Consider the following 14,456-nt stretch of genomic DNA (forward strand, 5'->3'; position numbering starts at 1 on the left):
TCGGTGCGCTCGTGAGGAGGATGCCTTTGATGGCGTTCCGTGGTCCGAAGTCCCGTGGTCCGACGGTGTGGCTGTGGCGCTGGCGGCGCAATCCGCTCAGGCGCCGGGCCGACGTGGTGGAGGCGTGGGTGGTGCTGGGCGCCTGGCTGCTGACCGTCCTGGTCGCTGTGGCGGCGGGACTGGCGGCGGCCCGGTCGGTGGAGCACGGCCTGGCCGCGGAACGCGCCACGTGGCGCCTGGCCGTCGCCCGGGTGGTCCAGAAGGCCCCCGGGAAGCACGCGCACCAGCGCACGACCGCCGGCGAGCGGGTTTGGACCACGGTCCGCTGGACCGTGGCCGACGGCTCCGCCCACACCGGCCGGGTCCGCGTCGCACCGGGCAGCCGGGCCGGCACCGCGGTGTCCGTCTGGACCGATCCGCGAGGGCACCTCGTCACCCGGCCCGCCACCGTCTCCGAGGCCCGCCTCCGAGCCGTGCTGATCGGCGGCCTGGTCGGGGTGAGCGGGGCCGCCGTCCCGTTCGTCGGCGGCATGATGCTGCGCCGGCGGCTGGAGCACCGGCGCATGGCCGGCTGGGACGCGGAATGGGCCCGCCTGGGCCCCCAGTGGGGACGCATGACCGGCTGACACTCCGCGCCCCGCAGGGCCGGGACCGAACGCCGTGCCGGGGCCGGCCTTCATCGACCGATGCGCTGCCCGGGGATCCGCGGCAGCCGCTCGCGGGAACGCCGCCGCGATGTCCGCTATGTCGCCCAGCGTGGTCGCCTCGAAGCCCCGCACGTCGACCAGCTCGACCGCGGCTCCGGCGCCCGCCCGGCGCCCGCGAAGCGCAGTGGCTCGCCGGGCCCCCGGCCGCCGCCTACAGCGCCGCGATCACCTCGCGGCACGCTCCCAGCAGCGCCTCGTCCTCGGCGATGTCGTGGCTGCCGTGGCCGGTCTCCCGTGCATTGTGGCGCCGGACGGCGGCGAGTTCCGTCGCCACCAGCTCGCGTAGCGGAGCGGCGGGCGGACCCATCTCGGCCAGGCAGCCGACGATCGGGCGGCGCGCGGTGGGGTCCTCCGTCCAGGCGGTCCGCAGCACGGGGAGCACGGGCTCCGGGTCCCGTTCGATCCACCACCACGCGCAAGCGGCCCACGCACGCTCCGCCGCGGGCCCGGACTCGGCGACCCGGCGCAGTTCCGGCAGGGCGGTTCGGGCGGCGGGGCCCAGTCTGCCCAGCACTTCGGCGGCCGGACGGCGCCTTCCGTGCCGGCGCTCTGCCAACTCCCGGCGAAGAGAGGGGAGTACGGCGTTCGCGTCGCCCTCCGCCGACCACAGGGCACTCGCCGCGGCGGCGGCGTGCCGGGTGTGCAGGAACCGCCGCAGCAGCGGCGCGGCCTGTGCCGCCGCCCCCAGCGTCTCCAGGGTCTCGATCGCCGGCCCGGCGATGCCGTCGAGCCCACCCGGCCCGTCGGGTCCGCCGGACAGCAGCCGCAGCACCTCCGGTACGGCCTCCCGGTCCCCGACGGCGCCGACGGCCGCCAGCAGCGGGCGGGCGAGCCGGGCGGCCGCGGGGTCGTCCAACGGTATGAGGCCGAGCCGGCGGCGCAGCGCCGGGGCCAGCGGAGCCGCCGCGCGGCCCAGGGGCACCACCTCGCACCCCAGGTCGACCGGTACGGCCGTGCTGTCCAGGACCTGGGCGAGAACGGGGACGGCCCGCCGGTCCCCGCTCCTGGACAGGGCTCTGAGCGGGCCGCCCAGCGTCGGCGGGCCGCCGTGCCAGCGCTGCGTCCACAGGTCGGGCCGGGCGGTGACCAGGGTGTGCAGTGCGTCCGCGGCGGGTGCGGCCAGGCCGAACAGCTCGGCGAGGACCGAGACCGCGGCATCGCGTAACCAGGCGTGGTCCGAGGCGAGTTGGGCGCCGAGGAGGGACACCGGGCGGCGGTGGTCCGCGCGCAGGCCGCGGAACAGCCCCGCCGACATCCACACCCCGTTGCCCCGGTCCCTGGGGTCGGGGCTGGTCAACTGCCCGGTAAGCAAGGCGATCCGGTCGTCCACCCGGTCACCGAGCGCGCTGTGCAGGGTGCGCAGCAGACGCGAACCCTCCTCGTCGGAGGGCCGCAGCCGCCGTATCCGCGCCACCAGCGTGTCCTCCTGCGGCCCGCCGGACTCGGCGGCACGCTGTGCGGACCGCTCCCGCAGCAGCCGTACGGCCGTCGGCACCAGGCCGGCAGGCAGCCGGTCGGGGGCCACGCAGGCGAGCTGGCCGAGCGCGGCGAGCCGCAGTCCCGGGCCGTAGGGCGGGGCGCTCCGCGCGGCCAGAAGTTCCACCGCGGGGGCCGCGTGGCCCGGATGCCGGCGGGCGAACAGGCCGACGGCCTCGGTGACGGCGAGCAGGATCGCGTCGTCCCGCTCGACCAGGAGGCGCTGCCGCAGCAGGTCGAGCACCCGCGCGGGTTGGTCGTCGAGGAACTGTACGAGAGCGCTTGCCGCCGCCCTTCGCACGCGCGCGTCCGCGTCTGAGGCGAGCGGTACGAAGGCCTCGGCGCCCGAGGACACCGCGTACCGCGCCGGCGCGCCCCCGCCCGCTGCTCCCGTGCCTTCCGCGCCTCCCGTGCCGATGCTGGCCAGCAGTTCGACGATGCCGGCCCGGTCCGGCACCTCCGCACGCGCGACGACCGAGAAGAGGAAGGGCACGCAGGCCAGCGTCGAGTCGTACACCCTCCCCTCGTGGTGCACGGCGCCGTACAGCCCGTCGAGCGCGGTCTCCCGCTCGACGGCGTCCGCGGAGGCCAGCCCCCGCAGGAGGGGCGGCACGTCCTCCGCACTGCCGTACGCGTGCCGCAGCGAAGCCCAGTCGACCTCGTCGATCCCCGTGAACACGTTGTCCTCCCCAGGCGAGTGCCACTGATCGCGAGTGTGCACCACACCACTGACAACGAAGCGGAGCCGCGCGCTGACTGTGTGCGATCCGTCATCGGTCACCGGCCAACCGCGTCGCCGGCACAACACGCCCGGGAGGGAGGTGTTTTCGGCCGGGCGAGGCCGCGCAAGGGGGCGCGCGCCCAGGGGAGGGGCGGGGCCGGTCAGCCCTCCCGGACGGGCAGGGCGCGGTCCAGGATCGAGCCGAGATCGGCCCCCGCGGGGAGGGTGCCGAAGGCGTGGCCCCAGTCGCCGCCCAGACGGGTCGCGCAGAACGCGTCGGCCACCGGGTGCGGGGCGTCCCGCACCAGCAGCGACGCCTGCAGGGCGAGGGCCATGCGCTCGACGAGGCGGCGGGCGCCCACCTGGTCCGTTTCGGCCAGTTGCCGCCTCAGGGAGGTCACCGTCTCGTCCAGGCGGGTGTCGGCCCCGCGCGCGAGGGCGAGTTCGGCGAACAGTGCCTCGGCGGTGTCCGGTTCCCGGCCCAGCGCGCGCAGCACGTCGAGCGCGTTGACGTTGCCCGAGCCCTCCCAGATGGAGAGCAGCGGGGCCTCCCGGTAGTGGCGCGGCATCCCGGAGTCCTCGACGTAGCCGTTGCCGCCCAGGCATTCCAGCGCCTCCGCCGTGAACGCCGGACCGCGCTTGGTCACCCAGTACTTGCCGACGGCGGTCGCGATCCGCCGGAACGCCTTCTCCCCGGCGTCCCCGCGCACCGCCCGGTCCGCCGCACCGGCCAGCCGCAGCGTGAGGGTCGTCGCCGCCTCCGACTCCAGGGCGAGGTCGGCCAGGACGTTGCGCATCAGCGGCTGGTCGATCAGCCGCGCGCCGAACGCGCCGCGGTACCGCGCGTGATGACCGGCCTCGACGAGCGTCTTGCGCATCAGCGTCGCCGAGGACATCACGCAGTCAAGGCGGGTGCAGTTGACCATCTCGATGATGGTCTTCACGCCGCGGCCCTCCGCACCCACCAGCCAGGCCACCGTGCCGTGGAACTCCGGCTCGGAGGAGGCGTTGGACCGGTTGCCCAGCTTGTCCTTGAGCCGCTGGATGCGGAACGGGTTGCGGCCGCCGTCCGGGAGGATGCGCGGCACCAGGAAGCAGGACAGGCCGCCGGGCGCCTGCGCCAGCACCAGGAAGACGTCGCACATCGGAGCCGACGTGAACCACTTGTGCCCGCGCAGCGTGTACACACCCGCCTCGGCGGTGGGCGTGGCCACCGTGGTGTTCGTCCGGACGTCCGAGCCGCCCTGCTTCTCGGTCATCCCCATGCCGGCCAGCAGACCCGGCTTCTCCGTCGGCACCCGCAGCTCCGGGTCGTACTCCCGGCTGGTCAGCAGCGGCTCGTACACCTTGGCGAGCTCCGGCGTCGCGCGCAGCGCGGGGACGGCCGCGTACGTCATCGACGTCGGACAGCCGTGCCCGGCCTCGGTGTGCCCCCACACCAGCCCGCCGGCCGTACGTGCCACGTGGGCGCCCGGACGGTCGTCCGCCCACGGCGCCCCGGCCAGGCCCTCGGCCACGGCGGTGCGCATCAGGTGGTGCCAGCTCGGATGGAAGTCCACCTCGTCGACCCGGTTGCCGTACCGGTCGTGAGTGCGCAGCTCCGGCTCGTTGCGGTTGGCCAGCTCGCCCCACTCCTGCGCCTGCGCGCTGCCGGCCCGCAGCCCGAGCCGCCGGACGTCCTCCTCCGCCCAGCCGGCACCCTCCCGGCGCAGGCCCTCCAGCAGCGCACGGTCGTCCGAGGCGTCGTACGGCGGCAGGGGCGGGGCCTGGTTGGTGACCTCGTGGGTGGCGTACGGCGACGAGGACGGCGACTGCGCGGAAGTGGAGACCATACGGCCATGTTGCACTCTCGCTGCGACCGTAGCAAGAGTGCAACACATAGCCGGGAGGGGGACGTACAGTACGTGCCCATGCGGACGAACGTGGCGGTGGAGACGGACACGGCCGGCCTGCGGCCGCTGTCGGCGCGGTCGGTCGTGCTGAGCCTGCTCCTGGGCACCCATCCGCCGCGGCTGCCGGTGAAGGACCTGGTCCGGCTGGTGGAACCGTTCGGGGTCGGCGGCTCCACCCTGCGGGCCGCGCTGAGCCGGATGGTGTCCGCCGGTGACCTGCGGCGCGCGAACGGCGTGTACGGCCTCAGTGACCGGCTGCTGGCCCGTCAGCGCCGGCAGGACGACGCGGTGCGTCCCCGCACGCGCGCGTGGGACGGCGAATGGGAGATGGTCGTGATCACCGCGACGGGCCGCGAGCCCGCCGAACGCGCCGCCCTGCGCGCCCGTCTGACGACCCTTCGGCTGGCCGAACTCCGCGAGGGCGTGTGGCTGCGCCCGGCCAACCTCGACCGGCCGCTGCCGGGGGAACTGGCGCGGGTGGCGCAGACGTACACCGCGCGACCGGACGAGTCTCCGCACGAGTTGGCGGCGCGCCTGTGGCCGCTGGAGGACTGGGCGGCCACCGCGCGGACCCTGCTGGCCCGGGTGGCCGGCTCCCGCGACCCTGCCGACTCACTGACCGCCTTCGCGGCGGCCGTACGCCACCTGCTCACGGACCCCGTACTGCCGGCCGGACTCCTGCCCCCCGACTGGCCGGGCGAGGCCCTCCGCGCCGCGTACGCCGGCTACCGGGCCGAACTGGCCGCCTCGGCGGGGCTGGGCGGAGGGGAGGACGGCGGAACGTCGTGACGCGCACGCGCACGCGCACCCGTGCCGATGCCTGGGGCGAGCGTGCACGGGGCGGCATTCGCTGGGGGCCGTGGGCCGGGGGCCCGAGGCTGGGGCTGGGGCCGGGGCCGGGAGCCGTGGGCCGGCCGGAGGAGTGGCCAGGAGTGGCCTCTGATCGGTTCGGCTCGGCTGTCGTAGGGGCGTGGGGCTGGCCGCCTCCTTCGCCGAGAAGGGCGCGATGACCAGGTGGGATGACCCACGCCGTTGCGGGCACTCGGTGGGCACCACTGGTGATCCACCCGAGGAGAGTCATGGCTGAGCAGAAGTCGTCGTCGGCCCTCACGGCGCCCCTGCGCGGCGCGGCCTCGGCACTGCGGCGGGTGCCCGGCGCCGGCCCGGTCGGCAGGGCGGCGGAGGAGACCCTGGACAGGATCGGCGCCGTCTCGCCACGGGGACGCCGGATCGCGGTGTACGCCGGGGCCGGGGTGCTCGGCGTGACGGGCGTGGTCGAATGGCCGGTCGCGCTCACCGGCGCGGCGGTCGCATGGCTCACCCGGCCACGCCCGGAAACAGAGCGGGCGGCCACGGACGTGGGGGAGGAGCGGACGCCCACCGACACGGCCGAACCGGCCGAGCGGACCCAGGGCGAGACGCACGGACCAGTCGAGCGCACGCCCACCGACACGGCCGAACCGGCCGAGCGGACCCCCGCCGAGAAGGCGGCCATCCAGCAGGCCGTCATGGACAAGGCTGTCACCGAGGGAGCCGTCGAGGAGAAGGCCGTTTCGCGCGGCCGGGCCGAGCGGACGGAGCCCGCGCACGACCTCGGCAGTGCGGCACTCAGGTCGTCGAGGACGAATACCGAGCCCACGGCGCCCGCCCAGGCCGGCGCCACCGGCGGCAGCGGACACGCCGGCGGCGGCCAGGCAGGCCATACCGGCGACTCAAGCGACGTCCGCGACCCCGGCGCCACCCCGTCCGGCAGCCCCAGCCACCCGAAGCCGACGGCCACCGACGACACCCACGAGGCCCATGACACCGGCGTCGGCACCAGCAGCAGTAACGCCACCGGCGCCACCCCGCCCCCCAGCCACCACAAGCCGGAAGTCGCCCACGACGACGCCCCGCCGCCCTCGCCCAAACACGCCACCGGTCCGCTCGGTCCGACCGCGCGGCCCGGCCGCACCGTGCTCTGAGGAGGCCGTGGTGCTCGGACTGCTGACGGCACCCTCCGCCGCCGTACGAGCGGCGGAAGCGCTTCCCGGGGCGGTCGCGCGGGCGGCCGTCCCCGCTGTCGGGCTGGCCGCGGGGGCGGTGGCCGGAACCGCGCGGGCCGGGGTGCGCGGCGCGGACACGGCGGGGCGGGTGGCCCGGGTCGCCCGCGGCGCGCTCTCCGGCGCGGGCGCGCCCTGGCGGTCCGGTGCGCGGGCGCACCTGCCGCTGCGGCCCGCCGAGCCGGAGCGGGTACGGCGTGCCGGCGGGACCGGCCGGCTGGCCCGCCGGGTCGCCTCGGCGCTGGCCGAGCACCCGGATGTCGTCTTCGCGTACTGGGACCAGGGGCTCGCCCGCCTGGTGGTGAGCGTGACCGAGGAGGAGGCCGCAGACCGGGTCATGGACCGTGCGACCGACCTCGCCGCACGGCACGGGCTGGGGCTGGCCGGGGGTGATCCCGAGGAGCCGACGCACCCGGCCGACCCGGCCGGGGTGCGCGCCGCGGCGGCCACCCTCGGCGCCGACGTCCTCGGCATCGCCGCCGGGTTCACCGCGTACGCCCTGCGGCTGCCGCCCTCGCCGCGGGTCGTGACGGCCGCGGTCACCCTGCTGCGGGAGAACCCGCGCTTCCGGTCCTTCCTCCGCGCGCGTGTCGGCGCGTCCCGCACCGACCTGCTGCTGGCCTGCGCGAACGCCGTCGCGCAAGGCGCCGGCCAGACGCCCACCTCGCTGGTGCTCGACGGCACCCTGCGCGCCTGCCAGCTCGCCGAGACGGTGGCCCGCGCGGCCGCCTTCGACGCGGTGCACGACGACCTGTGCGCGCCCGGGCGGATCAGCGTCGCCGCCGACGGCTGCCCGCGCCCGCCGCTGCGCGAGTCGCCGGCCCAGGAGTACGCCTCCCACGCCTCCGCGGGCAGCCTGCTGGGCGCGGCGGCCACCCTCCTGGTCAAGCACGACGGCACCGAGGCGGCGGAGGCGGTGCTCGCCGGCTCGCCCAAGGCCGCCCGGTACGGCCCCGCCGCGTTCCACGCCGTACTGAGCACCGCGCTGTCCCGCACCGGCGTGCTGGTGCGGGACCCGGAGCGGCTGCGGCAGCTGGAGATGGCGCACACCGTCGTCCTGCACCCGAGCGCGCTGCGCACGGCGGACGGCGAGGCCGACCCGTGGACCGAGGCCGTGCTGGACGCGGCCCGCCGGGCCGGCCTGCGCGTCGTCCTCGTCGACGACCCGGTGCTGGAGGACTTCACCGGCCTCGCCGACGAGGTCGTCGACGCCCGGCGCCCGCTCGACGACGTGGTGTACGGGGTGCGCGGCGACGAAGGGACCGTCCTCACGGTGGTCCGGATGCGGTCCGCCACCGAGCACGACGTCCTCGCCGGGCTGCGCGGCAGTGACGTCGCCGTCGCGCTGACCGACCAGGACGGTGCCGTCGTCTGGGGCGCGGACCTCCTCGCCCCGCACGGTCTGCCCGACGCGTGGCGGGTGCTGACCGCGGTCCCGGCAGCCCGGACGGTCGGCCGCCGTGCGCAGAGCCTGGCCCGGTCCGGCGCAGCGCTCTCCGGGCTCCTCGTCGCCATCGGCGAGTCCCGCAGCGGCCGCGGCGTCCTGCCCGGCCTGCGGCACGCCCCGGTCGACGCCGGCGCCGCGACCGCCCTGCTGTCCGGCGCCCGCTCCGCCCTCGGTGTGGCCGCCGCCCGCGCCCCGCACCCGCGCCCCCGCGTGCACTGGCACGAACTGGAGGCGCGGGAGGCCAGGCAGCGTCTGGGCGACGACCCGGCCGCCGAACCCTCCGCCTTCGAGCAGGCGACGTCCGGGGCCCGCACGGCCGCCCGCACCGCCGTACGGCATCCCGTGCTGGCCCCCGCCCGGTGGACCGTGCGGCTCGGCCGGGCCGTCCGGGAGGAACTGCACGACCCGCTCACCCCGGTCCTCGCCGTCGGCTCCGCCGCGTCGGCGATCCTCGGCTCCGTCGTGGACGCCCTGCTCGTGGTCGGCGCCCTCGACCTGAACGCCCTCGTCGGCGGCGTCCAGCGGATGCGCGCCGAGCGGGCGCTGTCCGGGCTGCGCGCCGAGCAGAAGCGGAAGGCGCGCGTCGCACCCCCGGAGGAGGAGGCACCCGCCGGCGGCACCCGCACCGTGGACGCGGGCCGGTTGCGGCCCGGCGACGTCATCGAGCTGAAGGCGGACGACGTCGTGCCCGCCGACGCCCGGCTGCTGTGGGAGGACGGCCTGGAGATCGACGAGTCCGCGCTGACCGGGGAGTCCCTGCCGGTGCGGAAGCAGACCGCCGCCACCCCGCACGCGGTGGTCGCGGACCGGCGGTGCATGGTCTTCGAGGGCACGACCGTGGTGGCCGGCAGCGCGCACGGCGTCGTGGTCGACACCGGGGACAGCACCGAGGCGGCCCGCGCCGTCCACCTGGCCGCCCGCACGCCCCCGGCCGGCGGCGTCCAGGCCAGGCTGCAGGAACTCACCCGCAAGGCGCTGCCATTGACGCTCGCCGGCGGCGCCGCCGTGACCGGTCTGGCCCTGGTGCGCGGCACTCCCATCCGGGAGGCGGTCAGCGGCGGGGTGGCCGTCGCCGTGGCCGCCGTACCCGAGGGGCTGCCGCTGGTGGCCACGGTCGCCCAGCTGGCGGCCGCCCGGCGGCTGAGCCGGGGCGGCGTGCTGGTGCGCACCCCGCGCACCCTGGAGGCGCTGGGCCGCATGGACACCTTCTGCTTCGACAAGACGGGCACCCTCACCGAGAACCGGCTGCGCCTCGTGCGGCTCGGCACCGCCGACGGCACCGTACGGCCCGTGGACGACGCGGCCGCCGCGGACACCCTGCGGTCCGCCGCGCGCGCCTGCCCGGTGGTCGACGGCGGCTCCGACCGCCCGGTGCACGCCACCGACGAGGCCGTCCTCGACGCGGCCGGACCCGACCCCGACTGGACCCAGCTCGACGGCCTGCCGTTCGAGGCCGCCCGCGGCTACGCGGCCGCCGTCGGCCGCACGGCCGACGGCCCGCGCACCCTCGTGGTCAAGGGCGCGCCGGAAACCGTCCTGCCCACCTGCGCGGACCTCCCCGGGCACGCCACCGCGGCGGCGCACGCGCTGGCCGGCGACGGACTGCGCGTCCTCGCCGTGGCCCGGCGCCGTCTGACGGACGGCGAGACCGAGGCGGACGTCCTCGAAGCACCCCTGGAAAACCTGGAGTTCGCCGGTCTGCTGGCCCTGTCGGACGTACCCCGCGAGACGTCCACGGCGCTGGTGCGGGGCCTGCGCGAGGAAGGCGTACGGCCGGTCATGCTCACCGGCGACCATCCGCAGACCGCCCGCGCCGTCGCCCGCGAACTGGGCTGGCCGGAGGAGACCGAGGTCGTCACCGGGGACCAGCTCACCGCCGCCGACCGCTCGGCCCGCGCCCGGATGCTCCGCGACGCCGGTGTCGTCGCCCGGGTCGCGCCCGAGCAGAAGCTCCAGGTGATCGAGGCGCTGCGGGACGCCGGCCGGGTCGTCGGCATGGTCGGCGACGGCGCCAACGACGCCGCCGCGATCCGGGCCGCCGACATCGGCGTCGGCATCAGCGCCCGGGGCTCCGCCGCCGCGCGCAACGCCGCCGACATCGTCCTCACCGACGACGACCTGACCGTCCTGATCGCCGCCGTCCGCGAGGGCCGCGCCCTGTGGCACAGCGTCGCCGACGCCATCGCCATCCTCATCGGCGGCAACGCCGGCGAGGTCGGCTTCGGCATCATCGGCACTCTGCTGTCGGGCCGGGCTCCGCTCTCCACCCGGCAGATGCTCCTGGTGAACCTCTTCACCGACCTGTTCCCGTCGATGGCGGTCGCGGTGACGGAGGACGCCGAACCGACCGACATAGCCGCCCCCGAGGACGCGGCCGGCGGAGTGCTGGGCGAGACCCTGATCCGGCAGATCCGCCACCGCGCCCTGACCACCTGCCTGGGTGCCCTCACCGCCTGGCTGATCGGCCGCTTCACCCCGGGCACGGCCCGCAGGACCGGCACGATGGCCCTGTGCGGCGTGGTCGGCACCCAACTGGCCCAGACGCTCCTCGACCGCCGTGACAGCACCCTGGTCCGGATCACGTCCCTCGGCTCCGCCGCGGCCCTCGTCGCCGTGATCCAGACGCCGGGACTCAGCCGCCTCCTCGGCTGCACGCCGCTGGGCCCGGTCGCGTGGGCGGGCGTCGCCGCGTCGATCGCCGTCGCCCTCGCGAGCGGCCGGGCCCTGCCCCGCCTGGAGGAGACGGTCCTACGACTGCTGCCGACGGGCCGGCCCTGAGCGCGGACCGGGATCCTTCCGTCCGCTGTGCCGTTCCTCCGTGGCGAAGAACCGCGACAGGTCCCGCTCCCGCGTCCCGGTGTCACGCTCGGGCGGCACGCCCAGCTCCCAGTCGAGCCCGTACCGCCGGAACAGCTCGGCCCGCAGCTCCGGCACCGGCATCGGCACGCCCGGCACCAGGGCCGCGAACACCGCACCCATCAGCAGGGCCCGCAGCATCGGGTAGTCGGCGGCCAGGTCGGGGGAGCCGTACCGGGCGACCGTGTCGGTGAGCAGCTCCGACAGCCGCCGCTGCTCCGGGCACCGCACGAAGCCCTCGGCCTGCAGCAGGCCCGCCATGTGCTGGCGCATGAGCACGGGCCGGTCACGGGCCAGGCCCAGGATCGCGTCGATGGCCCGGGCCAGCCGCTCCCGGCCGTCCTCGGTCCGCGGCTCCCGTTCCAGCGCCTCCTCCAGCGTGCGGTGCATCAGCCGGTGGACGGCGGACTGCACGAGCTGGCGTTTGCCGGGGAAGTAGTACGACACCAGCCCGCGGGCCGAACCGGCCCGGTCCGCGATGTCGCCCAGCGTGGTCGCCTCGAACCCCCGCTCGTCGACCAGCTCGACGGCGGCCTGCAGCAGCCGCTCGCGGGAACGCCGCCGCAATTCTTCATTGACCGATGCGCTGCGCGGGGACATCCTGTAACTCCTGCGTTGACTGGCTGCCAGCCAACCATACTCACCGCAGGGGGCCCGCCGTGCGCGGAGCCCGCACCACGGTCCGGTCCGTCCGGGGCGACACGGGGGATCGCCCCGGACGGCCGGCCACCGGGCCGGGGGCCCTGGCCTCGCATAACGGCCACTCAGCGCTCGCTCAGCGGCCGGCTCGCCGGGTCGTTCACCGGTCGCTCGCCGGGTGGCTCACCCCACCAGCTCCAGCACCGGTCGCAGGGCGTCCGGCCGGCGCGTCACCGGCAGATGGTCCACGAAGTGCACGCGGCAGCCAAGCGCGGCCGCCCCACCGTCCGCCTCCCTGCTGTCCCCGACCATCACCACCTGCCGGGGATCGGCGCCGAGAGCCGCGCAGGCGGCCTCGAACAGCCTCGGATCCGGCTTCTGCACGCCGTGCTCGTACGACAGCACATAGGCGTTCACGTACGGGTCCAGGCCGTGCTCGCGGAAGACCGGCCGCAGGTCCCAGCCGATGTTGCTGACCACTCCGACGCCGATCCCGCGCTCGCGCAGCGTGCGCAGCACCTCGGCGGCGTCCGGGTAGGGCGACCAGGCGGACGGCAGCATGTGGCGGTCGTACAGCAGGTCGTGCAGCTTCGGGTCGGGCAGCGGCACCCGCCGGGACAGGCCGGTGTACGTCGCCCGGTGCAGCTCGGCGCTCTCGTCCCGGACCGCCCAGAGCGGGGCCAGGGAGTCCGGCAGTTCGGCCGGTGCCGCCCCGCCGGGCAGCGCCCCGGCCGCCTCCAACGCCCCCGCCGTGGCCGCAACTTCGGGATCGGAGAGCACCAGGCCCGCCTCGTGCAGTCCGGCGCGCAGCCAGGACTCCGTCGACTGGATACGGAAGAGGGTGCCCGAGAAGTCGAACAGCACGGCGGTCATGCGCCGGACTCTACCCGGGCTCCCGCGTGCCCCGGGCCGTCAGCACTCCGGTGCCCGCCGTCAGCGGCCCAGTGCCCGCAGCCCCGGGACGAACGCCACCAGGACGGGGAGCGCCGGGACCAGTGCGGCCGTCGCCGTCAGGCGCAGCCGGCGCAGGGCGGGGAGCCGGTCCGGGGGAGTGAGCAACCGGTGCACCCGCCGCGGCACTTCGGCGTGCGGAGCCGGGGCGGGCCCGAACACCCCCCGGTCCTCGTTGAGTTCGACCAGGGCCAGCGCGGTCGTCAGACGGCCGAAGCGCCGGGAGGCGGTGTCGTCGGCGGCCAGTTCGACCAGCCGGTGCATCTCGTCACGGAACGCGGCGAACACCGGCACCTGCGGGAACCCGCCGGCCAGCGCGGCCGAGCAGTGCAGCAGCCAGTCGTGCCGGGCCCGCGCGTGCCCCTGCTCATGGGCGAGCAGGGCGTCCAGCCGGCGTCCCCTCAGCCGGCGCAGCGCGGCCGTCGTGACGACCAGCCGGGGCGTCGCGCCGGGCAGCCACCAGGCGTCGGGCCGCTCGCCCTCCAGGATGACCAGCCGGCCCCCGGCAGGCTCCTCGCCGGGCAACAGTGGGGCACGCACCAGGAGTTCGGCCCGCCGCGCCCGCCGCCGGGCCCGGGACCGTACGACCTCCCGCACCAGCATCGCCAGGCTCCAGAGGGCGCCGCAGAGCAGGGCCACCGCGGTCGCCGCCGCCCAGGGACCGGCCGTGCCGAGCGCGTAGGCGTCCACGACCGCGTGCGGAGCCGTCGCGAACACCTGCCCGCGCACCGCCTGCCACGCCGCCGCCGCGCTGAGCGTCATCGACAGCCCGCAGCACAGCAGTACGGCCGCCACGACGCACTGCCACATCCACAGCGCGACCACCGGCTCCCGGTCCGCCCAGTCGGCCCGCGCGAGCAGCCTGGGCCCGGCCACGGCGGTCAGCGCGCCGAGCAGCAACAGGGCCACGGGGACCATCATGGGCAGCACCCTATGAGCGCGGGGCCCCCGGCGGTACGGCGCACGGCGGCGAAGTGACGCAGGCAACGCCGGGCGCGCCCAGCGAGGGGGGTGCGGGCTGCGTCGCCGGGTGCGGGTCCTTCGTGGCTTGTCGCGCAGTTCCCCGCGCCCCTCGGGTGGGCGAGCCGCAGCTTCCTCAAGGGGCGCGGGGACCGCAGGGCCGTCGCTCACATCGTCAGAAGCATCGCGACCATGGCGATGCCCATCGACAGGCGGCAGGCGCGCGACAGTTCCGGACGGTCGCCCCAGCGCACGGCCGCCGGCCCGGTCGCCGCGGTCACCGGCCCGGTCGCCGCAGCCGCAGGGACCAGGCGGGCGCCGGCCAGCAGCACATAGCCGGCGAAGTAGAGGAGGAGGACGCCGGTCACCGGGGCGGCCCCGGCGGCGCCGTGCACATGGTGCGCACCGGAGACGGAGGCCATCACCAGCGACATGTAGACCATCGCGGAGGTGCCCACCAGGTGGTGCAGGTGGTGCGGGCCGGTGCGGGCGGCCCACAGGGCGCGCAGCGCGGCCACGGCGAACACGGCCGCGTACACCGGCCACGCCCACCTCGGTGGACTGAACACCGCCGCGGGGACGGCCATCGCGGCCATCCCGAAGCCCATCAGCGCCTCGCCGCCCGCGGCACGCCGCTGCTCCTCGACCTCGCTGCGCATGCGCAGCAGACAGTACGCACCGGTCGCCGCGCAGAGCGCGACCAGCAGCCAGCTCGCGGACACCGGTCCGTGCACGCGCGTCCTCCCCCGCTCGACGGTCCGTCCG

9 protein-coding genes and 1 pseudogene are annotated in these 14,456 nt (G+C 76.5%); 4 read left to right on the plus strand and 6 right to left on the minus strand.

The genetic code is table 11. From position 1 onward, the window contains the following. Nucleotides 1-29: 29 nt before the first annotated feature. Nucleotides 30-626, plus strand: a complete 597-nt coding sequence (locus DBP14_RS31505; RefSeq protein ID WP_129310906.1) for a hypothetical protein — start codon at nt 30-32, stop codon at nt 624-626. A gap of 232 nt (nt 627-858) precedes the next feature. Here the strand turns inward: DBP14_RS31505 and DBP14_RS31510 are convergent, their stop codons facing one another. Then, complete coding sequence (locus tag DBP14_RS31510; RefSeq protein ID WP_129310908.1) at nt 859-2,862, minus strand: HEAT repeat domain-containing protein; 2,004 nt, start codon at nt 2,860-2,862, stop codon at nt 859-861. 203 nt (nt 2,863-3,065) lie between these two features. Beyond that, nucleotides 3,066-4,736, minus strand: coding sequence for an acyl-CoA dehydrogenase family protein (locus DBP14_RS31515; protein ID WP_129310910.1), 1,671 nt, complete (start codon nt 4,734-4,736; stop codon nt 3,066-3,068). Between the two features lie 78 nt (nt 4,737-4,814). On the opposite strand from DBP14_RS31515, the gene DBP14_RS31520 reads away from it, so the two are divergent. The 3 genes and pseudogenes from DBP14_RS31520 (at nt 4,815) to DBP14_RS31530 (ending at nt 11,063) form a co-directional block, all read left to right on the plus strand. Next, entirely contained in the window at nt 4,815-5,585 is a 771-nt protein-coding gene (locus DBP14_RS31520; RefSeq protein WP_129310912.1) for a PaaX family transcriptional regulator C-terminal domain-containing protein, read from the plus strand. Nucleotides 5,586-5,875: 290 nt separating this feature from the next. Then, a pseudogene (locus DBP14_RS31525) lies at nt 5,876-6,130 on the plus strand (hypothetical protein); the annotation flags it as partial. 640 nt (nt 6,131-6,770) lie between these two features. Next, entirely contained in the window at nt 6,771-11,063 is a 4,293-nt protein-coding gene (locus DBP14_RS31530; protein ID WP_129310914.1) for a cation-translocating P-type ATPase, read from the plus strand. Here DBP14_RS31530 and DBP14_RS31535 read toward each other — a convergent pair. The 4 genes from DBP14_RS31535 to DBP14_RS31550 all read right to left on the minus strand — a co-directional run bounded on the left by DBP14_RS31535 (nt 11,034) and on the right by DBP14_RS31550 (nt 14,425). Next, nucleotides 11,034-11,741 carry a TetR/AcrR family transcriptional regulator gene (locus DBP14_RS31535; protein WP_129310916.1) on the minus strand — a complete coding sequence of 236 codons (708 nt, stop codon included), beginning with the start codon at nt 11,739-11,741 and terminating at the stop codon, nt 11,034-11,036. The genes DBP14_RS31530 and DBP14_RS31535 overlap by 30 nt on opposite strands. Before the next feature lie 222 nt (nt 11,742-11,963). Continuing rightward, nucleotides 11,964-12,653, minus strand: a complete 690-nt coding sequence (locus tag DBP14_RS31540) for an HAD-IA family hydrolase (RefSeq protein ID WP_129310918.1) — start codon at nt 12,651-12,653, stop codon at nt 11,964-11,966. A gap of 60 nt (nt 12,654-12,713) precedes the next feature. After that, nucleotides 12,714-13,652: a M56 family metallopeptidase gene (locus DBP14_RS31545; protein ID WP_129310920.1), complete on the minus strand. Its 939-nt coding sequence runs from the start codon at nt 13,650-13,652 to the stop codon at nt 12,714-12,716. A gap of 206 nt (nt 13,653-13,858) precedes the next feature. Beyond that, nucleotides 13,859-14,425, minus strand: coding sequence for a DUF5134 domain-containing protein (locus DBP14_RS31550; RefSeq protein WP_129310922.1), 567 nt, complete (start codon nt 14,423-14,425; stop codon nt 13,859-13,861). Nucleotides 14,426-14,456: the final 31 nt, after the last annotated feature.

The organism is Streptomyces sp. L2, from assembly GCF_004124325.1.
Classification (GTDB): Bacteria; Actinomycetota; Actinomycetes; order Streptomycetales; family Streptomycetaceae; genus Streptomyces.

Excerpts from the sequence above, each read along its gene's own strand:
- DBP14_RS31545 (WP_129310920.1), bottom strand. The coding sequence starts at position 13,652 with ATGATGGTCCCCGTGGCCCTGTTGCTGCTCGGCGCGCTGACCGCCGTG.
- DBP14_RS31515 (WP_129310910.1), bottom strand. The coding sequence starts at position 4,736 with ATGGTCTCCACTTCCGCGCAGTCGCCGTCCTCGTCGCCGTACGCCACC.
- DBP14_RS31540 (WP_129310918.1), bottom strand. The coding sequence starts at position 12,653 with ATGACCGCCGTGCTGTTCGACTTCTCGGGCACCCTCTTCCGTATCCAG.
- DBP14_RS31505 (WP_129310906.1), top strand. The coding sequence starts at position 30 with ATGGCGTTCCGTGGTCCGAAGTCCCGTGGTCCGACGGTGTGGCTGTGG.
- DBP14_RS31520 (WP_129310912.1), top strand. The coding sequence starts at position 4,815 with ATGCGGACGAACGTGGCGGTGGAGACGGACACGGCCGGCCTGCGGCCG.
- DBP14_RS31535 (WP_129310916.1), bottom strand. The coding sequence starts at position 11,741 with ATGTCCCCGCGCAGCGCATCGGTCAATGAAGAATTGCGGCGGCGTTCC.